The 19,379-nt window shown below is 69.9% G+C and carries 18 protein-coding genes and 2 pseudogenes; 13 read left to right on the top strand and 7 right to left on the bottom strand.

Annotated features, from left to right (window positions below):
• Nucleotides 1-130: 130 nt before the first annotated feature.
• Genes AWC03_RS26000 through AWC03_RS26030 form a run of 7 tightly spaced genes read left to right on the top strand, consistent with a single transcriptional unit; the run spans nucleotide 131 to nucleotide 6,515 of the window.
• Nucleotides 131-1,288: a virulence factor Mce family protein gene (locus AWC03_RS26000; RefSeq protein WP_085243596.1), complete on the top strand. Its 1,158-nt coding sequence runs from the start codon at nucleotides 131-133 to the stop codon at nucleotides 1,286-1,288.
• Nucleotides 1,282-2,832 (top strand): virulence factor Mce family protein, encoded by a 1,551-nt coding sequence (locus tag AWC03_RS26005; protein WP_085243581.1) that lies wholly within the window; start codon nucleotides 1,282-1,284, stop codon nucleotides 2,830-2,832. Before AWC03_RS26000 ends, AWC03_RS26005 begins: the two co-directional genes overlap by 7 nt.
• Complete coding sequence (locus tag AWC03_RS26010; RefSeq protein ID WP_085243582.1) at nucleotides 2,802-3,632, top strand: Mce protein; 831 nt, start codon at nucleotides 2,802-2,804, stop codon at nucleotides 3,630-3,632. Before AWC03_RS26005 ends, AWC03_RS26010 begins: the two co-directional genes overlap by 31 nt.
• On the top strand, nucleotides 3,629-4,600 hold the full coding sequence (locus tag AWC03_RS26015; RefSeq protein WP_085243583.1) for an RDD family protein: 972 nt from the start codon (nucleotides 3,629-3,631) through the stop codon (nucleotides 4,598-4,600). The genes AWC03_RS26010 and AWC03_RS26015 overlap by 4 nt, the downstream gene beginning before the upstream one ends.
• Nucleotides 4,597-5,151 (top strand): mammalian cell entry protein, encoded by a 555-nt coding sequence (locus AWC03_RS26020; RefSeq protein ID WP_085243584.1) that lies wholly within the window; start codon nucleotides 4,597-4,599, stop codon nucleotides 5,149-5,151. The genes AWC03_RS26015 and AWC03_RS26020 overlap by 4 nt, the downstream gene beginning before the upstream one ends.
• Nucleotides 5,118-5,825, top strand: coding sequence for an Mce protein (locus AWC03_RS26025; RefSeq protein ID WP_085243585.1), 708 nt, complete (start codon nucleotides 5,118-5,120; stop codon nucleotides 5,823-5,825). The genes AWC03_RS26020 and AWC03_RS26025 overlap by 34 nt, the downstream gene beginning before the upstream one ends.
• Nucleotides 5,826-5,843: 18 nt before the next feature.
• Nucleotides 5,844-6,515 carry a YoaK family protein gene (locus tag AWC03_RS26030; RefSeq protein WP_085243586.1) on the top strand — a complete coding sequence of 224 codons (672 nt, stop codon included), beginning with the start codon at nucleotides 5,844-5,846 and terminating at the stop codon, nucleotides 6,513-6,515.
• Here AWC03_RS26030 and AWC03_RS26035 read toward each other — a convergent pair.
• The 4 genes and pseudogenes from AWC03_RS26035 to AWC03_RS26050 all read right to left on the bottom strand — a co-directional run bounded on the left by AWC03_RS26035 (nucleotide 6,512) and on the right by AWC03_RS26050 (nucleotide 10,250).
• Nucleotides 6,512-7,621, bottom strand: a complete 1,110-nt coding sequence (locus AWC03_RS26035; RefSeq protein WP_090419876.1) for a phosphodiester glycosidase family protein — start codon at nucleotides 7,619-7,621, stop codon at nucleotides 6,512-6,514. The two genes, AWC03_RS26030 and AWC03_RS26035, sit on opposite strands and share 4 nt — an antisense overlap.
• Before the next feature lie 79 nt (nucleotides 7,622-7,700).
• The gene (locus AWC03_RS26040) at nucleotides 7,701-9,089 is read right to left on the bottom strand and encodes a YhgE/Pip domain-containing protein (protein WP_085243587.1); all 1,389 of its coding nucleotides are present in this window, start codon (nucleotides 9,087-9,089) and stop codon (nucleotides 7,701-7,703) included.
• 175 nt (nucleotides 9,090-9,264) lie between these two features.
• Nucleotides 9,265-9,390, bottom strand: a pseudogene (locus tag AWC03_RS28055) (pirin family protein); the annotation flags it as partial.
• Nucleotides 9,391-9,425: 35 nt separating this feature from the next.
• Entirely contained in the window at nucleotides 9,426-10,250 is an 825-nt protein-coding gene (locus tag AWC03_RS26050; protein ID WP_085243598.1) for an IclR family transcriptional regulator, read from the bottom strand.
• A gap of 108 nt (nucleotides 10,251-10,358) precedes the next feature.
• On the opposite strand from AWC03_RS26050, the gene AWC03_RS26055 reads away from it, so the two are divergent.
• Nucleotides 10,359-11,492 (top strand): NAD(P)H-dependent amine dehydrogenase family protein, encoded by a 1,134-nt coding sequence (locus AWC03_RS26055; RefSeq protein WP_085243589.1) that lies wholly within the window; start codon nucleotides 10,359-10,361, stop codon nucleotides 11,490-11,492.
• Here the strand turns inward: AWC03_RS26055 and AWC03_RS26060 are convergent.
• On the bottom strand, nucleotides 11,489-12,895 hold the full coding sequence (locus AWC03_RS26060) for an alpha/beta hydrolase domain-containing protein (RefSeq protein ID WP_085243590.1): 1,407 nt from the start codon (nucleotides 12,893-12,895) through the stop codon (nucleotides 11,489-11,491). The genes AWC03_RS26055 and AWC03_RS26060 overlap by 4 nt on opposite strands.
• Nucleotides 12,892-14,022 (bottom strand): annotated as a pseudogene (locus AWC03_RS26065) (sigma-70 family RNA polymerase sigma factor). Before AWC03_RS26065 ends, AWC03_RS26060 begins: the two are co-directional and overlap by 4 nt.
• Between AWC03_RS26065 and AWC03_RS26070 the strand changes: the two are divergent.
• Genes AWC03_RS26070 through AWC03_RS26085 form a run of 4 tightly spaced genes read left to right on the top strand, consistent with a single transcriptional unit; the run spans nucleotide 14,015 to nucleotide 18,216 of the window.
• On the top strand, nucleotides 14,015-14,809 hold the full coding sequence (locus AWC03_RS26070) for an alpha/beta hydrolase (RefSeq protein WP_420845699.1): 795 nt from the start codon (nucleotides 14,015-14,017) through the stop codon (nucleotides 14,807-14,809). The pseudogene AWC03_RS26065 and the gene AWC03_RS26070 sit on opposite strands and share 8 nt — an antisense overlap.
• Before the next feature lie 34 nt (nucleotides 14,810-14,843).
• Nucleotides 14,844-15,593: a DUF2786 domain-containing protein gene (locus AWC03_RS26075; RefSeq protein ID WP_085243593.1), complete on the top strand. Its 750-nt coding sequence runs from the start codon at nucleotides 14,844-14,846 to the stop codon at nucleotides 15,591-15,593.
• Nucleotides 15,590-16,102 (top strand): TIGR04338 family metallohydrolase, encoded by a 513-nt coding sequence (locus tag AWC03_RS26080; protein WP_085243594.1) that lies wholly within the window; start codon nucleotides 15,590-15,592, stop codon nucleotides 16,100-16,102. Before AWC03_RS26075 ends, AWC03_RS26080 begins: the two co-directional genes overlap by 4 nt.
• Nucleotides 16,099-18,216 (top strand): glycoside hydrolase family 3 protein, encoded by a 2,118-nt coding sequence (locus AWC03_RS26085; RefSeq protein ID WP_211279290.1) that lies wholly within the window; start codon nucleotides 16,099-16,101, stop codon nucleotides 18,214-18,216. Before AWC03_RS26080 ends, AWC03_RS26085 begins: the two co-directional genes overlap by 4 nt.
• Nucleotides 18,217-18,345: 129 nt before the next feature.
• Here AWC03_RS26085 and mymT read toward each other — a convergent pair whose 3' ends face one another.
• On the bottom strand, nucleotides 18,346-18,492 hold the full coding sequence (gene mymT / locus AWC03_RS26090; RefSeq protein WP_007167279.1) for a copper-binding metallothionein MymT: 147 nt from the start codon (nucleotides 18,490-18,492) through the stop codon (nucleotides 18,346-18,348).
• A 158-nt stretch (nucleotides 18,493-18,650) separates the two neighbouring features.
• Between mymT and AWC03_RS26095 the strand changes: the two genes are divergently transcribed.
• Nucleotides 18,651-19,307 (top strand): O-methyltransferase, encoded by a 657-nt coding sequence (locus tag AWC03_RS26095; protein WP_085243595.1) that lies wholly within the window; start codon nucleotides 18,651-18,653, stop codon nucleotides 19,305-19,307.
• The last annotated feature ends 72 nt before the right edge of the window (nucleotides 19,308-19,379 follow it).

The following is a 19,379-nucleotide window of genomic DNA, read 5'->3' on the forward strand; positions in this document are numbered from 1 at the left end:
CCAACGCGGGCGGGCCGGCGGTGCCGACTGACTTCGGGGGTGGCCAGTGAGGAGCAAGCCGAACCGACGGCCAGTGAGGCGCGTGACGAGCGCGGTACGCGCGAGGAGCAAGCCGAACCGACGGCCAGTGATGTTGTTGAGGCTGGCCCGCCGCCGGACCTGGCAGGCGCTGGTGCTGCTGGTGGCGGCGCTGGTGTTGAGTTCGTGTGGCTGGCGCGGGATCTCCAACGTCGCGATCCCGGGTGGCCCGGGCAGCGGCTCGGGCGCCATGACGATCTACGTGCAGGTGCCCGACACGCTCGCGATCAACGGCAACAGCAAGGTGATGGTGGCCGACGTGTTCGTCGGATCCATCAAGAAGATCGAGCTGAAGAACTGGATCGCCACGCTGACACTGGGCGTCGACAAGAGCGTCAAGCTGCCGAAGAACGCCACCGCCAAGATCGGCCAGACCTCGCTGCTGGGTTCCCAGCACGTCGAGCTCGCCGCGCCGCCCAACCCCTCGCAGCAGCTGCTCAAGAACGGCGACACCATCCCGCTGAAGAATTCCTCGGCGTACCCGACCACCGAGCAGACCCTGGCGAGCCTGTCGCTGATCCTGCGCGGCGGCGGCATCCCCAACCTGGAGGTGCTGCAGAACGAGGTCTACAACATCTTCAACGGCCGCGGCGAGGCGATCCGCTCCTTCCTGGGCAAGCTGGACACCTTCACCAGTCAGCTCAACGAGCAACGCGACGACATCACCCACGCGATCGACTCGACCAACCGGCTGCTGGGTTACGTCGGCAACCGGGCCGACGTCCTCGACCGGGTGCTCACCGACATCCCGCCACTGATCAAGCATTTCGCCGACACCAAGAACCTGCTGATCAACGCCGTCGACGCGGTGGGTCGGCTCAGCCAGGCCGCCAACCAGTACCTGTCGGAAGCCCGTGGGCCGCTGCACACCGACCTGCAGGCGCTGCAATGCCCGCTCAAAGAGCTGGGTCGCGCCTCGCCGTACCTGGTCGGTGCGCTCAAGCTGATCCTCACCCAGCCGTTCGACATCGACACGGTGCCGAAGATCTTCCGCGGCGACTACATCAACATCTCGCTGACGCTCGACGTGACCTACAGTTCGGTGGACAACGCGTTCCTCACCGGCACCGGGTTGTCGGGGGCGCTGCGCGCGCTCGAGCAGTCGTTCGGGCGCGACCCCGAGACGATGATCCCCGATGTCCGCTACACGCCGAACCCGAATGACGCACCCGGTGGACCGCTGGTTGAGAGGGGGGACAGGAATTGCTGACTCCTTTCATCAGACGCCAGCTGATCGCGTTCGGGATCCTCACGGTCATCTCGCTGCTCGTGCTCGGGGTGTACTACCTGCAGATCCCGAGCCTGGTGGGCATCGGCCGGTACACGCTGAAGGCCGAGCTGCCGGCGTCGGGTGGGCTGTATCCGACGGCGAATGTGACCTATCGCGGTGTCACCATCGGCAAGGTCACCGACGTCGAGCCGACCGAGCGCGGCGCCGAGGCGACGATGAGCCTCGACAGCCGCTACAAGATCCCGATCGACGCGACGGCCAACGTGCACTCGGTGTCGGCCGTCGGTGAGCAGTACCTGGACCTGGAGTCGACCGGGAACCCGGGGAAGTTCTTGTCGGACGGCCAGACGATCACCAGGGGCACGGTGCCGGCCGAGATCGGCCCGGCGCTGGACACCGCCAACCGCGGGCTGGCCGTGTTGCCCAAGGACAAGATCGCCCAATTGCTCGACGAGACCGCGCAGTCCGTGGGCGGCCTGGGGCCCGCGCTGCAGCGGCTGGTGGACTCCACCCAGGCGATCGTGGGTGACTTCAAGACCAACATCACCGACGTCAACGACATCATCCAGAACTCGGGACCGATCCTGGACAGCCAGGTCAAGTCCGGCGATGCCATCGAGCGCTGGGCGCGCAACCTGAACCGGCTGGGCAGGCAGTCCGCCCAGCAGGACCAGCACGTGAAAAGCGTGCTGCGGCAGGCGGCGCCGACCGCCGACCAGGTCAACGAGGTGTTCAACGACGTGCGGGATTCGTTGCCGCAGACGCTGGCCAACCTCGAGGTGGTGTTCGATCTGCTCAAGCGCTACCACACCGGCGTCGAGCAGGTGCTGGTGTTCCTGCCGCAGGGTGCGTCGATCGCCCAGACGGTGGCGGCGCCGTTCCCGAACATGGCCGCGCTGGACCTGGCGTTGTCGATCAACCAGCCGCCGCCGTGCCTGACCGGCTTCATCCCGGCATCGGAGTGGCGGTCCCCGGCCGACACCAGCATTCAGCCGTTGCCGTCGGGCACCTACTGCAAGATCCCGATGGACACCCCGGCCAACAGCGTGCGCGGGTCCCGCAACATCCCGTGTACGGACATCCCGGACAAGCGGGCGGCCACCCCGCGGGAGTGCCGCGACCCCAAGCCGTACGTTCCGGCGGGAACCAACCCCTGGTACGGCGACCCCAACCAGATCGTGAGCTGCCCCGCGCCCGCGGCCCGCTGTGACCAGCCGGTGAAGCCGGGCCAGGTCATCCCGGCGCCGTCGATCGACACCGGCCTGAACCCGGCCCCCTCGGACCGGGTGGCCGGTACCCCTCCGCCGACCAGCGACCCGTTGTCGCGGCCGGGGTCGGGTACGGTGCAGTGCAACGGCCAGCAGCCCAACCCGTGTGTCTACACGCCCGGCGGGCCTCCGGTGGCGACCTACAGCCCCCAAAGCGGTGAACTGGTAGGGCCAGACGGGGTTAAATACTCTGTCGAAAACTCGGCCAGAACAGGAGACGACGGATGGAAGGAGATGCTGGCACCAGCCGGCTGAACCCCCCACCGATGCCGAAGTTTCGTCGTCTGCGCGGACGGCGTCCGAAGAACCAGGACCCGGCGCTCGCCGCCGACCCGACCAATCCCGACGTGGCGGCCGACGAACCGACCGATCCGGAGGCAACCGAGCCGACCGGTTCCGGGGTGACGGCGGACGAGCCCACGGACGCCGAGACGACGGCCGCGCCTGCGGAGGAGCCGTCGCAGCCTGGGGACGCGGCCGCGGAGGAGGCCGGTCCCGAGGCCGCCGCCGGAGAACCGGCGGAATCCGGGGCCGGACCCGGTGAGGTCGTACGTCGCCCGTCGCGGATGGGCCGGGGCTGGCTGGCCGGCATCGCCGCTGCCCTCGTGCTCTGCGCCGCGGCCGTCGGCGCGGGCGGCTACTTCGCGTTGCGCTACCACCACGAAAGCCAGGCGATCGCCCGCAACGACGCCGCGGCCCTCAAGGCCGCCGTCGACTGCGTCTCGGCGACCCAGGCCCCCGACACCAACGCGATGGCGGCGAGCGAGCAGAAGATCATCGACTGCGGCACCGACGCGTTCCGCTCCCAGGCGCTGCTCTACACCAGCATGCTGGTTCAGGCGTATCAGGCGGCCAACGTCCATGTCCAGGTGTCCGACATGCGGGCGGCGGTCGAACGCAACAACCCCGACGGTTCCGTGGATGTGCTGGTGGCGGTGCGCGTCAAGGTCGCCAACGATCAGACGCAGAACGAAACCGGGTACCGCCTGCGGGTGAAAATGGCGCTGGCCGAAGGGCAATACAAGATAGCCAAGCTCGACCAGGTGACGAAGTGACGGTGGTGGTCGAGAAGCCACCGGCCACGGCCGCCCAGGAGCTCGCGCGGAACCCCTTGGTGCCCTGGCATGTTCGGGCCGGTGCGCTGGCCGTCGACGTGTTGCCGGGTGCCGCGGTGGTGGTGGCGATGGCGCTGGTCGGTTTCACCGTCCCGGTCCAGGGCGTGTGGTGGTGGCTGTGCGTCTCGGTAGGTGGCGCGGCCATCCTGCTGGTGTTGGTGAACCGGTCGCTGCTTCCGGCGGTCACCGGCTGGAGCGTGGGGCGGGCCCTCTTCGGCGTCACGGTGGCGCGCCGCGACGGTGCGCCGATCGGACCGTGGGCGCTGCTGCTGCGCGACCTGGCACACCTGCTCGACACCGTATCGGTGGTGGGATGGCTTTGGCCGCTGTGGGATTCGGGGCGTCGCACCTTCGCCGACATGCTGCTGCGCACCGAGGTCCGGCATCGGGACACGGCCGAGCCGGCCTTCGCCGTGCGACGGTGGACGGCCGCGGTGGTGCTGGGCGGGGCCGCGCTGTGCGTCGCCGGTGCGGCGATGAGCTATGGGGCGGTGTTCGCCCCGGATCGGGCCACCGACCGCACCCGGGCCCAGCTCGACATCCAGGGGCCCAAGATCGTTGCGCAGATGCTGACCTACGACCCCAAGTCGCTGCACGACGACTTCGCCCGCGCCCTGTCGCTGGCGACCGACAAATACCGCAAGCAGCTGGCCGCCCAACAGGACATGGTGCAGAAGGGCACCCCGGTCATCAACGAGTACTGGGTGACCGACCACGCGATCCAGGCGGCGGCCCCGGATCGGGCGACGATGCTGATGTTCATGCAGGGGCGGCGCGGCGCCGCGCCCGACGAACGCTACATCTCCGCCACCGTCCGGGTGACCTTCACCAGGGACGGCGGCGGGCGTTGGCTCGTCGACGACCTCACCGTGCTCACCAAGCCCAAACCGCCCGGGGGCGAAAAGTGAGCCCCCGCCGCAAGTTCGCACCGGGGGAGGAACCGCTGCTGGTCCCGAGCCCGGTGCCGCCGGGGCGGCCATGGGGCCTGCCCGTGGCCAGCGCCGTCGCCGCGGTGCTGATGGCGGCCGCGATCACGGTGTGCAGCCTGATGCTTGGCAACCATGAATCCCGCGAGCGCGCCGCGTCGAAGGACCGCGAGGTGCTCAGCTACGTGACCGGGTTCATGACGCAGTTCACCTCGATCGACCCGTTCCATGCCAACGACTACGTGACCCGGGTCCTCGCCCAGGCGACGGGCGACTTCGCCAAGGAGTACCGCGACAAGGCGAACGAGATCTTGCTGCAGGTGGCGCGGGCCGAACCGGCCACCGGCACCGTCCTGGACGCCGGGGTCGAGCGATGGAACGACGACGGCAGCGCCACCGTCATCGTCGCCACCGCGGTCAGCTCCAAATCGCCGGACGGTAAACAAGTTTGGGAGAACGCCAACCGGTGGACGGCGACCGCCACGCAGGAAGGGAAGCAGTGGAAGATCAGCAACCTGCAGCAGGTGATCTAGCCGCCGACGAGACCGTCGCCGCCCCCGGGGCGGCGGCGCCCGAGGAGCGCGCGGAGTCAGCGGACGGCGATGAAGCCGCCCCTGCCGCAGAGGAATCCACGACCGACGAGGATTCCGCCGCCGACGCCCAACCCGCCGGCCGCGCGAAACGCAGATGGCTGGCCGGCAAGCGGCTGGCGATCACCGTCGTCGCGGCCGCGGTGCTGTTCGTCGGTTCGGCCGCGTTCGCCGGCGCGACGGTGCAGCCGTACCTGGCCGATCGTGCCGCCGCGGCAACGAAACTCAAGGCGGCGCGGACCGCGGCCGAGGCGATCACCACGCTGTGGACTTACACGCCCGAGAACATGGACACCCTCGCCGACCGCGCGTCGCGCTATCTCAGCGGGGACTTCGAGGCGCAGTACCGCAAGTTCGTCGACGCCATCGTGGCGCCCAACAAGCAGGCCAAGATCACCAACCACACCGACGTCACCGGCGCGGCGGTCGAATCGATCGACGACGCCAACGCCGTCGTCATCGTGTACACCAACACCACGTCCACCAGCCCGTTGACCAAGAACGTGCCCTCGCTGAAGTACCTGTCCTACCGGCTGTTCCTCAAGCGCGCCAACAACCGGTGGCTGGTGACCAGGATGACGACCATCACGTCGCTGGATTTGACGCCGCACGTCTAGCGCGGACCGCGACGACCCATGGCCGTTACTTCGCCGGTGTCGGAGCGCTCGACGGTTGCGGCTCTGCTCTTGCTGACCTTCGCCACCGGCCTGGCGGACTCGATCAGCATCCTGGTGCTCGGGCACGTGTTCGTCGCCAACATGACGGGAAACGTCATCTTCCTTGGCTTTTGGCTGGCGCCGCGGACGAGCGTCGACCTGACCGCGGTCGTGGTGGCCCTGCCCACCTTCGTGTGCACCACGATCCTCAGCGGCCGCATGCGGCGGCATTTCGGCGACCGGACACGGCCGTGGATCACCACCGTATTGGCAACGGAGACCGCTCTTTTGGTGGTGCTGGCGGCGCTTGCCGGCACGGGCGCCCTGCGGTATCACGACAACACCAAGCTGATCATGATCGGCATTCTCGCGGTCACGTTCGGTCTGCAGCACTCGAGCGCCCGCCAGTTCGGTATCCAGGAACTGTCCACCACGGTCCTGACGTCGACGATCGTCAGCCTCGGTCTGGACAGCCGCCTGGCCGGCGGCACCGGTGACCGCCAGGCGCTGCGTCTCGGCGTCGTGGCGACGATGTGCGCCGGCGCCTTCCTGGGCGCGACCATGTCGCGATTCGTCGTCGCACCGGTCTTCGCGGTCACGGCGGCCGTGGTGGCGGCCAGCCTGCTGATCTTCCGCTTCGGGCCCGGCTAGTTGAAGGCCAGCCAGCTGGGCAGCGCCCGTTCGTGCGAATCGCAGAGCACCTGCCGCGTGTCGCACGACCCGCGCGGCGAACCCGCACCGGCCCACATGCCGCCGGTGTCGCGGCGCAACACGATGGCCGACGACCCGCCGCCGTCGAGCAGGACGGCGTTGTCGCTGCCCAGGCCGCGGAACAGGTCCTGCATGTTGTCCGGCGTGTAGCTGCCGCCCTCGAAGACGTACATCTCGTCTTTCGGCCTCGAGTACGCCAACGCCGTTCGCGCGGCGCTGGGTCCGCCGTCGTGCAGCTGTCCCGTCTGGCCGGGCGCCAGCAGCCCGATCCCGGACACCGCGACGAACCGCTCGTTCTTGTTCAGCAGGTCGGTGACCACGGGAGTGGCGGAGTCGTAGTCGTTCTTGGTCCGGGGCCACACCACGTACGGCGCCCCGCCGGACGGCAGGATCATCGTCGTCAGGGCGCTCCAGCTTTCGCCGCCGCCCGAGAGGCCCTGCTTGCCGGGGTAGGCGACGGTGCCGGTGACGGCCTGGTTGGCGCGGCCCTGGCCGTGGGTGTTGTCCACGAAGGCGCCCAACGGTGAGCTGCAGCCGGTCTGGCGCCACGAGCCGCCCTTCTGCCCGCGCACGTCGAAGAAGTTGGCGTTGATCGCGATCGTCGGCTGGCCCATCCGCTGCCACGCCTGCAGCGGTGTATAGAGCTCCGACGCCTGCCAGAGCCCCTCGCCGGTGCGGGCCGCGGGGTTGTTCTCGCAGCGGGCCTGATCGCCCTGGTGGGTGTCGACCAGCAGGTGCGGCGACAGCCGTCCCGCCGCGTTCTTGATGATCATAAGGTGGCCGCCGTTGTTCATCTCATACCAGCTGCCGCCGGCGTTGAGCATCGGCGCCGGGTGACCGGGCCCGAAGTTGTAGACCAGGTAGGAACCCTTGGTGGTGTTGATGGCGTTGGCCAGCAGGTCGCGGCCGTCGGCGGCGTGCGCCACCGGCTGTCCCGCGCTGTTCGCGAGGGCGACACACGCGACGAGGGCGGTGCAGCCGGAAACCAGCCGGCGCAAGCTGGCGCATCGGGTCAGCACGATCGCCCTTTCCACCCGGAGCTGGATGCAACATCAACATCATCAGCCACACCCGTCACACTGTCAATCTAGGTCACGGCCGGATGACGCTCGGGTGGCGTTCGAATTACGTTTGCTCGCTTGAGCTTTCGGGCTCGGGCTCGGGCTGCGCCGGCCGCTCGTGCTTGCCCTGGCGCGCCTGGTGTTGGGCTTGGTGTTCCGTGGCGATTGCCATCTCGACCGCGCCCGGGATCCGGTGGAAGCCCTTGCGGTCGTAGAGGTGGGTGACGACGCCGCCCAGGAGCAGCCCGATGACGAGGCCGACCGAGGTCATGATCAGCGCCTGCGATATCCCGGTGTCGGCGTGTCCCTTGAAGTACAGCAGCGACCGGGCGCCCAGGAAGACCTGGTGCATGGGCTCGAATTCGGCCAGCCAGCGGAAGAAGGCCGGGGTGGCCTCCAGCGGCACGGTGGCGCCGGCCGACGGCAGGCCCAGGATCACGAAGATCAGCATGCTGACCAGCAGCCCGCCGGTGCCCAGCACCGAGAGCAGCGAACAGGAGGTGATGCCCACCGCGGCGATCGCGAACACCCCGTAGGCCCAGAGCTGCCAGCCGAGATCGATGGGCATGCCGAGCCCGTGCGCGATTGCCAGATAGGCGGCCGAGGTGAGCAGCCCCAGCAGCACCATGATGGCCCACTTGAGCAGCAGCGTCTGGAAGCGCGAGATCTTGACCTGCTCGGCGAAGCGGTACACCGGCCCGAATTCGGCCGGTACGTAGCCGAGCAACGCGTCGACCAGGGTGCTGACCACGATGCTGCCGGTGAACCCCGCGAGCAGGAGCAGCAGCGCGTAGTAGAAGGCGGACAGCCCGTTGCCGGTCCCGTTGGGCAGCGGGTTGTACACCTTGGATTCGATCTCGATCGGAGAGGCGAGGCCCACCTCGGCGGCACCGGCCAGCGGGGCGCCGCCCGCCTGCTGCTCGACCTGTGCGATGAGCCGTTCGCCCACTTCGCCATTCGCCAGGCCCATCGCCATGGTCAGGGTCTGGCCGGCGATGCTGGAGCCGAGCGTGCCGGCCCGCGGATTGGTGGAGATCGTGATCACGGGCCGTTCCGCATGACTAGGCATCACCGCGCTCGTCCCCAGGTCGCGCAGTCTCGAGGAGAAGCTCGGCGGGATCAGCACCGAGCCGTACACGTGACCCGTGTCCAGTTGGTGCCTGGCCGCGTCGCGGGTGAGCACGCGGACGTCGAACTTCTCCTTGTCCAGGCCGTTGACCAACCGCCCCGTCAGCTCCGCGCCCGCCGGGCCGGCATCCTCGTTGACCACGGCGATGGGGAAGTGCCGCAGGTTGGTCATCGGGTTCAAGATGCCGCCGAGGTAGAGCGCGCACAACGCCGACATCAGGGCCAGCGTGATGACGAGCGGCGCCGCCCAGAACCGCACGGTGCGGACGGCCTTGATGTTCCGGTCGGGGTTGGGCGCCGCGTGCTGCGGCCGCGGTTGCGACATGCCGGCTCCTGTCTGTCACGCCCACTCTATGGGCTCGGCGCGCCCAGCTTCACGTCCATCTCCCAGACCAGCAGTTCCGACGGCCCCGTCCGCCGTCACCCGCAGGCCGCCGGCGTCGGCGAACCGGACGGCGTCCCCCTCGCCCAGATCGCCGACGCCCTCGCACGCGACCGCGCCCCGGGCGACCCAGGGAGTTCTGGTGTACCAGTCGCCCCCGCAGGACCCAGGTCACGATCTCCATGTCCCGGTGCAGATGTGTGCCGAATCCCGTTCCGGGCGCGACGATGTCGTTGTTATGGACACGCGGGCAGCCATGTGCTCACTCTGATCGGGTGGTCAGGCCACCGTCGTGGCGAGCAGCGCCTGGGCATGCCGCAGCGCGGCGTCGAGTTCGGGCAGGGTCAGCCCGGGGGAGCGGCCCAGGTGGATCTCGATCTGGTACTCCGGCTGGCCATCACGGGCGAAAATCGGCAACACCACGAATTCGACTGCGGCCAAATTCTTTTCGAGATCACGGGTGACCGACTGCAGCGTCACCATCGTCATCAGCGTGGTCAGCTGGCGGGTGACCTGGGCCGTCGGCTCCAGGGAAGCGAGCAGGTCGGTCAGGCGATGGTGCAGCGACTGATGGGTGTCGTCGAACCGCCAGGCACCGTACCCGCGGGCCCGGATGTCGGCGAGCACCCGCAGGTGTTCCGCGATCTCCGGCCGGGTCAGCCGCGGGGTCACCCGGTGCAGCCAGGCGTGGACGAATTCGTCGTCACGCCAGGCCATTGCGACCAGGCCGAACGGCGGGTCGATGGGGAAGCGCTGGCCGACGGCCCGTCCCCCGTCGGTGCCGTGACCGACCGCGTCCACGGTGGTCAGGTGCCGCCTGCCGATCTTCGACATCGAGCAGCCCGCGCCGAGCGTCGCGTGCAGGAACCGCAGCGCTTCGCGGCCCCGGTCCAGCAACGGGAACTGCAGGCGCAGCCCGTGCACCAGACCGAACAGGCCACTGCCCAGGACGTAGCGGCGATCTTCGCGGCGCGTCGCCCAGGCGCGGCCCTCCAGTTCGGCCAGGACCAGAGCGCAGGTGGAGGTGCTGATGGCGCAGCGCTTCGCCACCTCCGCGGACGTCAGCCCATTCGGGGAATCCGCAAGCGCGGCAAGCACATCCATCACGCGAGCGGTTGGCGGTGATTTGGCGGTTGACGTGCCGATGCCGACCTCCCTACGATCCGTCCAAAATACCGTAATTATCGTCCAAATAGTAGGAGATGATCCGCCGTGATCAAGGTGGGAGTGTGGGGGCCCGGGTCCATGGGAGTGATCGCCTTGCGGGGCGTGATCGACCACCCGGAGTTGCAGCTGGTCGACCTGGTCGTGCACAGCGACCGCAAGGCGGGCCGCGACGCCGGCGAACTGTGCGGTACGGCGCCGGTCGGCGTGGTGGCCACCCAGGATCCGGCCGCGCTGCTCGCCGGCGACGCCGACGCGGTGGTGTACGCCGCCGGTGCCAACCTGCGGCCGCTGGATGCCGTCGGGGACATGGTCTCGATCCTGCGGGCGGGTAAGAACGTCGTGTCGTGTTCGGTGGTGCCGCTGGTGTTTCCCGACGCGGTCGACGCAGCGTTCACCGACCCGCTGCGGCGGGCTGCGCTGGACGGCGGGGTGTCGTTCTTCACCACCGGCATCGACTCGGGCTTTGCCAATGACGTGCTGCCGCTGGTGCTCACCGGGGTCTCGCGGGCCATCGACTCGGTGCGGGTGACCGAGATGTTCAACTACGCGACCTACCCGGACCGGGCCGCCGTGTACGAGATCCTCGGTTTCGGCCAGCCACCGGAATACCGGGCGTTCGCGGCCCAACCCGGAATGTTCGCCTTCGGCTGGGGCCCCGTCCTGCATCAGCTCGCCGCCGGGCTGGGGGTGCAGATCGACGACATCGAGGAGAGCAACGAGCGCATCCCCACCGCCGAGGCCTTCGACACGCCCACCGGCCACATCGGCGCCGGCACGATCGCGGCCATGCGCTCCACGCTGACCGGATACGTGGGCGGCGAGCCGACTTTCGTCCTCGACCACGTGACCCGGATGCGCGACGACATCGCCCTGGACTGGCCGCAGCCCAACATTTCGATCCCGCCGAAGGACCTGGGCTTCGGGCAGGCCTCCGGCCGCGGCCTCTACCGGGTGGAGATCGAGGGATCCCCGAGCATGCGTTGCGAATTCGAGATGGCCGAAGACCACGACCACGACCTGGGTGCCCGCATCGCGGGCGCGTCGCGGATGGTCAACGCCATTCCGGCGGTGTGCGCGGCCCCGCCCGGCCTGCTCTCGGCGCTGGACCTGCCGCTGGTGACCGGCGCCGGACTGGTCCGCCCGGTGGCAGGGCCGTCACCGGACAGCCGCCTGTTCTAGGGCCGGTCGCCGGGATAGGTTGCGGCGGCCAGCTCGAGGATCTCGGCGCGGTCGGCCGCCAGGATGAAGCCCGACCGGATCGACGCGTCGAGCGCGACGGTGAAGCGTTCCAGGTACTCGGTGAGGCCGCCCGGATACAGCCGGCGCAACGTCTCGGCGTCGAAGAGCTCACCGGAGCCGAAGAGCGACGCCATGATGCCCCCCTCGCCGCCGAGTCCGGAGGTCCGCGCGACCGGGACGTCCACCCACGGGGTCCTGACGCCGCCCTGCGCCAGGCCGTTGGCGTCCGGAACGGGTTGTGGCCCGGCCGCGTCGACCCGCATGGGTGGGGCGGCGGGCGCGGCCTCGCCGCCGCGCACCCAGGTGTTCAGCGCGGCGAGCGCCGCCTGCGCCACGTAGTGGTGTTGCGGGGCGAAGTTGATGTGGTGCGAAAGTTGCTGGCCCATCAGCACGTTGGTGGGTGCATACGCGGCGACGAGGTCCGCCAGCGGCGCCGATCCGCTGTCGATCGGGGCCACCTGGATGGTGTAGTTGTCGGCGTGCGCCGCCCCGGGGATCTCCCAGACCCGCAGCCATCGGTTGTCGGGCTGCCTCGCGAAGTAGTAGCCCTCGCGGGCGCCGCCGAAGAGGTCGGTCTCGGTGATGATCGTCAGCACCGGCACCCGCAGGTCCGGTCGGAACGCGACGGCCTGCACCGCGCCGGCTTCGTCGAAGATGGACGCCCCGTCGAGCGGGGCCGCGGGGCCGAATCGCGAATGAACGAGGAAGCCGTCGTACGTCTGGGCCGGCGGGTCGACGGCATTGACGTAGGTGGTGAGGAACATGGCCGACTGCGACTCGCCCAGCGCGATCACGCGTTGGGCCCGCAGCCCACCCAAAAGGCCGGGGTTCCCGGCCTTTTCGATGAGACCGCCGACCTGGGAGAAGATGTCGTAGGAGAAGGCGTCGCCCGGGTGGTGCAGGCCCGCATAACGCGCCGGGTCCTGGCTTTTCAGCGACATGTCGATGCCGAGCAGACCCGCCCCGCCGTCGACGCCCACCTTCTGCGCCGAGACGGCGACGTAGGCGTAGCCGGCCCGCACGATTTCCCGGTGCGCCATCATCCACACCGCCGGGGCGTCGATGCCACCACTCACGTTGAGCCATTCGACGAGCGCCGTGCCGTTGAACCGCGCCGGGCCCGTGGGGCTCAGCACCACCACCCGGGTGGTGTAATCGGCTGTGCCCGAAGGGGATACGCTCCACATCCCGTCGGGTCCCAGCGGCGCCGTCGGCGCGTAGGACGTGGCCGTCCCGGACACGAAGAACTCCGCGGCCGCGTAGCCCACGCCGGCGAGGTCGTACGCGCCCAACAACAGACGCGGCCGCCCGGGCGCGGGTGTGATCTCGGCCGCGTCGGTCACAGCGAACCGGGCAGCCCGAACTTCGCGAACAACGTCTCGTCGAGGAACGCCACCACGTGGGACACCCGGTCGCCCCGCACGTCGAGCACGTGCAACTGGAAGGGCACGTGGATCTCGCCGGCACGCATGTACATGGCGGCGCCGGGCTGGCCGTTGGCGACCAGCGGCAGCAGGCGCATGTCGCCGGCGGACTCGGCGGGGCATTGCTGATGAATGAGGGTGACGATCTCCTGCGCGCCCCGGTACCAGCCGGCGTACGGCGGCATCTCCCAGATCGCCTCGGTGGTGAACAACTCCACCAGGCGGTCGATGTCGTAGGTCTCGAAGGCGGCGATGTAGCGGGCCAGCAGGTCCTGGGTCTCCGGGGAGTCCGGCGGCGCCAACCGATCGCCGGAGCTGGGCCCGACCGCGTCGAGCTGGGACCGGGCCCGCTGCAGCAGGCTGTTGACGGCGGTCGAGGTGGTGCCGATCGCGTCGGCGACTTCGGCGGCTTTCCACTGCAGCACGTCGCGCAGCAACAGCACCGCCCGTTGCCGGGGTGAAAGGTGTTGCAGCGCGGCGACAAAAGCCAACCGCACCGACTCGCGCGATCCGACGATGACCGACGGGTCGGCCGGGTCGTTCGTCAGGTCCGGGAGCGGCTCGAGCCACGGCACCTCGCGGCGCTCGTCGAGCTCGGCGGTCGGGTCGGAGCTGGGGGCGCCCAGGCCGGTCGGCAGCGGCCGTCGTTGCCGACCCTCCAGCGCGCTCAGGCAGGTGTTGGTGGCGATGCGGTGCAGCCACGTCCGCATCGAGGACTTGCCTTCGAAGCGGTCGTAGGCCCTCCACGCCCGCAGCAACGTCTCCTGAACCAGGTCTTCGGCGTCGTGTAACGACCCGGTCATCCGGTAACAGTGCGCCAGCAGCTCACGACGGTACGGCTCGGCGTGTGCCGAGAAGTCCCCGCCGGCCGCGGAGGCGAGTTCGGAGTCGGCGGCGTCTTGTGCAAGCAGCCCCACAGTGCATGAGCCTACGACAGTGTCTGGCGGGGCGACCCGCCCCGCGAGCCATTACGCTGCCCCTAATGACTAGGACCGTGCAGTGAACCGCGACGAACGGAACTTCGACGGATTCGGCGGCGTGCGCATCGTTTACGACGTCTGGACGCCCGACACCGCGCCGCGGGCGGTGGTCGTACTCTCGCACGGCCTCGGGGAATACGCCCGCCGCTACGACCACGTCGCGCGGTGTTTCGGTGCGGCGGGCCTGGTCACGTACGCGCTGGATCACCGTGGGCACGGCCGCTCGGGCGGCAAGCGGGTGCTGGTGCGGGACATCTCGGAGTACACCGCGGACTTCGACAGCCTGGTCCGCATCGCCACCCGCGAGCATCCGGGCCTCAAGTGCGTCGTGCTCGGGCACAGCATGGGCGGCGCGATCGTGTTCGCCTACGGCGTCGAACGCCCCGACAGCTACGACCTGATGGTGCTGTCGGGGCCCGCCGTGGCGGCCCAGGATCAGGTGTCGCCGCTGATGGTCCTGGCGGCCCGGCTGCTCGGCGCGGTGGTGCCCGGCCTGCCGGTGCAGGAACTGGACGTCGACGCCATCTCCCGGGACCCCGAGGTCGTGGCGGCCTACAAGAACGACCCGCTGGTGTACCACGGCAAGGTCCCGGCCGGCATCGGGCGCGCCCTCTTCCAGGTCGGCGAGACCATGCCGCAGCGCGCGCCGGCGCTGACCGCGCCGCTGCTGGTGGTGCACGGCTCCGACGACCGCCTGATCCCTGTCGCCGGCAGCCGGCGCCTGGTCGAGTGCGTCGGCTCGACCGACGTCGAATTGAAGGTCTACCCGGGCCTCTACCACGAGGTCTTCAACGAGCCCGAGCGCGAGCAGGTGCTGAACGACGTGGTCTCCTGGATCACCGCGCGGCTCTGAGGAACTGTCGGAACGCTCCCGTAGTTTGGCGCGTATGAGTGACGACAAGATGCTGGCCCGCATCGCCGCACTGTTGCGTCAGGCCGAGGGCACCGACAACCCGCACGAGGCGGACGCCTTCATGAGCGCCGCGCAGCGGCTGGCGACGGCGTCCGCCATCGACCTGGCGGTGGCGCGGTCCCATGCGGCCACCCGCTCGCCGGCCCAGGCCCCGACGCAGCGCACCATCACCATCGGAACCGCGGGCACCAAGGGCCTGCGCACGTATGTGCAGCTGTTCGTGGTGATCGCCCTGGCGAACGACGTGCGCTGTGACGTGGCGTCCAATTCGACGTTCGTGTACGCCTACGGGTTCGCCGAGGACATCGACGCCACCCACGCGCTCTACGCCAGCCTGGTCGTCCAGATGGTGCGGGCCTCCGACGCCTACCTCGCCTCGGGCGCGCACCGCCCCACGCCGACCATCACCGCGCGGCTGAACTTCCAGCTCGCCTTCGGGGCGCGCGTGGGTCAGCGGCTGGCGGAGGCCCGCGACGAGGCCCGGCGCGAGGCCACCAGGGACCGCCGCCGCCCGCCCGGCACCGCTATTGCGTTGCGCAACAAGGATGTCGAGCTACACGACTATTACCGGAGCGCCTCCAAGGCGCGCGGCACCTATCAGGTCAGCCGGGCGACGGCCGGGTATTCGTCGGCGGCGCGGCGCGCGGGCGACCGGGCCGGCCGGCGGGCGCGGCTGGGCAACAGCCCCGAACTGCCCGGCGCGCGCACCCCGCTGGGCCGGTGAGCCCGGGGCCGTCGGCCACGCGAGACTCCCAGCGGGCGAAGGTTTACGCGGCAGAGGAGTTCGTCCGGATGCTGTTCGACCGTGCCGCCGAGCACGGGTCACCCGCGGTCGACTTCTTCGGGGCAAAGCTCACCCTGCCGCCGGAGGCGCGATTCGGCTCGGTGGCGGCCGTGCAGCGCTATGTTGACGAGGTGCTTGCGTTGCCGGCGGTGCGCCGGCGGTGGCCCTCCGTCGCGCCGCTGCGCGTGCGACCGCGGCGGGCCGCCACCGCGGCCCATTACCAATTCCGCGACGGCGCAGGCGTTATCGCCGTTCCCGACCGCGACACCGCCGACTGGGCACTGCGCGAATTAGTGGTGCTGCACGAGGTCGCGCACCACCTGTGCCAGGCCGAGCCGCCACACGGGCCGGAGTTCGTCGCGACCTTCGGCGAATTGGCGGAGCTGGTGATGGGCCCCGAACTCGGGCACGTGCTGCGCGTCGTGTACGCGAAAGAGGGTGTGCGGTGAACGATCCCGATTCGCGGGCGCGCGAGGTCGAGGCTCAGCTGACCGACGACGAACGATTCGCCCTGCTGGTCGGGGTGATGGGGGCGGGTGAGATGTGGCCGGTGCGCGACGCGCGCATCCCGCCGGACGTCCCGATGAGCGCCGGCTACGTCCCCGGCGTGCCCCGGCTCGGTGTCCCGGCGTTGCTGATGAGCGACGCCGGCCTCGGCGTGACCAACCCGGGCTACCGCCCCGACGACACGGCGACGGCGCTGCCCGCCGCGCTGGCGCTCGCGGCCAGCTTCGACCCGTCCCTCGCGCGCGCCGCGGGCGAGGTGATCGGCCGGGAGGCCCGCAGCCGCGGGTTCAACGTGCAGCTGGCCGGCGCCATGAACCTCGCGCGCGACCCGCGCAACGGGCGCAATTTCGAATACCTGTCCGAGGACCCGCTCTTGACCGCGACGATGGCCGCCGAATCGGTCAACGGGATCCAGCAACAGCACGTCATCTCGACGGTCAAGCACTTTTCACTGAACTGCAACGAGACCAACCGGCACTTCTTGGACGCGGTCATCGACCCCGATGCGCATCGCGAATCGGACCTGCTGGCGTTCGAACTCGCCATCGAACGCTCGCGGCCCGGCGCCGTGATGACCGCGTACAACAAGGTCAACGGCACCTACGCCGCCGCCAACGACGTCCTGATCAACCAGGTGCTCAAGGGTGCCTGGGGGTACCCCGGGTGGGTGATGTCCGACTGGGGGGCCACACCCTCGTGGGAGTGCGCGCTGGGCGGGCTCGACCAGGAATGCGGGGCGCAACTCGACGCGCTGCTGTGGCAGGCGGAGGCGTTCGGTGCGCCCCTGCGCGGCGCCCGCGCCGACGGCAGGCTGACCGGTGAGCGGCTCTCGGACATGGTCCGGCGGATTCTGCGATCGATGTTCGCGGTCGGCATCGACCGGGCCGGCGCCGCACCCGCACCGGACATGGCCGCGCACAACGAGATCGCGCTGCGGATCGCCCGGCAGGGGATCGTGCTGTTGGCCAACCGCGGGCTGCTGCCCCTGGCACCGGAGTCGGCCGCCCGGATCGCCGTCATCGGCGGATATGCCCACGTCGGGGTGCCGGCCGGCTACGGCTCGAGCGCCGTCGTCCCGCCGGGCGGCTACGCGGCCGTGGTCCCGATCGGCGGCTCGGGGTTGGAGGCCGGGCTACGTAAGCTGCACCTGCTGCCGTCGAGCCCGCTGGACGAGCTGCGCAAGCAGTTCCCGCATGCGCGAATCGATTTCGACCCCGGGATCCACCCCGCCGAGGCGGTGCTGGCCGCGCGCAACGCCGACATCGCGATCGTGTTCGCCGTGCGCGCCGAGGGCGAGGGGTTCGACATCCCCGACCTCACGCTGCCGTGGGGCCAGGACGCCTTGATCGCCGCCGTGGCCGCCGCCAACCCCACCACCGTCGTGGTGCTCGAGACCGGTAATCCGGTGACCATGCCCTGGCGGGACTCGGTGCAAGCGATCGTGCAGGCCTGGTATCCGGGGCAGGCCGGCGGCCGGGCCATCGCGGAAACTCTTGCCGGACAGGTCAACCCGTCGGGCCGGTTGCCGGTCACGTTCCCGGTGGACCTGGCGCAGACGCCGCGCCCGGAGTTGCCGGGGCTCGGCGCCGAGTGGGGGCAGCCGACCACGATCGACTACGCCGAGGGATCGGACGTCGGCTACCGCTGGTTCTCCGCCACCGGCGCGGCCCCGATGTTCGCGTTCGGTCACGGGTTGTCCTACACCGACTTCGACTACCGCGACCTGGCCGTGACCGGCGGGCACACGGTGACCGCCAGCTTCACCGTGGTCAACGTCGGTGACCGCGCGGGCGCCGACGTCCCGCAGCTGTACCTGACCGCGGCGCCGGGCGGGCGATGCCTGCGGCTGCTGGGGTTCGCCCGGGTCGAGCTCGACCCGGGCGCCAGCCGCCGCGTCACCATCGAGGCGGACCCGCGCCTGCTCGCGCGCTACGACCGCGGCGTGGGCGGCTGGCGCATCATCGCGGGCGATCACTCGGTGGCGGTGAGCGCCTCGGCGGTCACGCCGCGGCTGGAGGCGACGGTCGAGCTCGCCGGCCGTGCGTTCGGGCGCTGATCCGCCCCGGCCGTCGGGTGTGCGTGCACGGCTTTGGCTGTGCGCTCAGGGTGGGGTTCCCCGGCGTGACGCACACCCGACGTTCGAGCGGCAGGGATCAAGGCCCGAACGGACGACCGGCGTGCGGGACTACTTGACCGGGGTCAGCTCGTCGCCACAGGTGCAGCGGTACGGCTCGCCCGCACCGGAGCAGTGGCAGGGAACCTCGATCCGAACTCGACACCCGCAGCCCTCGTGGCCACACGTCAGCTCCGTGCCTGCTTCGTAATTTGCCATTTCACTCACCATTTCCTTGTCGTGGACTTCTGCGGCTGTGATCGACCACCACGCCACTATATACCCCCCACGGGTATCAAGTAAACGGCCGTGACCGCACCGATAGCGATCGGACCGCCGCCGCCCCCGGGCGGCCCGGCGCGGCTAGCGTTGGCGGCATGACCCAGAATCCAACGCCCCATGACGTCGACGATTTCCTGAACACCACCGTGGTCGGCGACGATCCGGTGATCAGCGCGGCGGTGCAGGCCAGCGACGCGGCCGGCCTGCCGCAGATCGCCGTGTCGGCCCAGCAGGGCAAGTTTTTGAGCCTGCTGGCCGGTGCCATCCAGGCGCGGCGCATCCTCGAGATCGGCACGCTGGGCGGCTACAGCACCATCTGGCTGGCCCGCGGCGCCGGCCCGCGGGGCCGGGTGGTGACCCTGGAATACGAGCCCCGGCACGCCGAGGTCGCGCGCGCCAACCTGCAGCGGGCGGGCCTGGCCGACCGGGTGGACGTGATCGTCGGCGCCGCGCTGGACACATTGCCCACGCTGGACGGCGAGCCCTTCGACCTGGTGTTCATCGACGCCGACAAAGAGAACTACGTCGCATACCTGCAGTGGGCGGTCCGGCTGGCCCGCCCCGGCGCACTCATCGTGGCGGACAACGTGATTCGGGAGGGCCAGATCCTCGCACCCCAACACGACGCCCAGGCGGAGGCGGTGCGCCGGACGCTGCAGCTGATGGGCGAGCACCCACGGCTGGACACCGCCGTGATCCAGACGGTCGGGGCCAAGCGCTGGGACGGCTTCGCGCTCGCGCTGGTGCGCTAGTGTCCTGAGTCATTAATTTGGGTGCAGTAGTTGGCGATGCTGGTCAGGATTTGGTCGGCTGTCTTGGTCCAG

This window comes from Mycobacterium europaeum, assembly GCF_002102155.1.
Lineage (GTDB): Bacteria > Actinomycetota > Actinomycetes > Mycobacteriales > Mycobacteriaceae > Mycobacterium > Mycobacterium europaeum.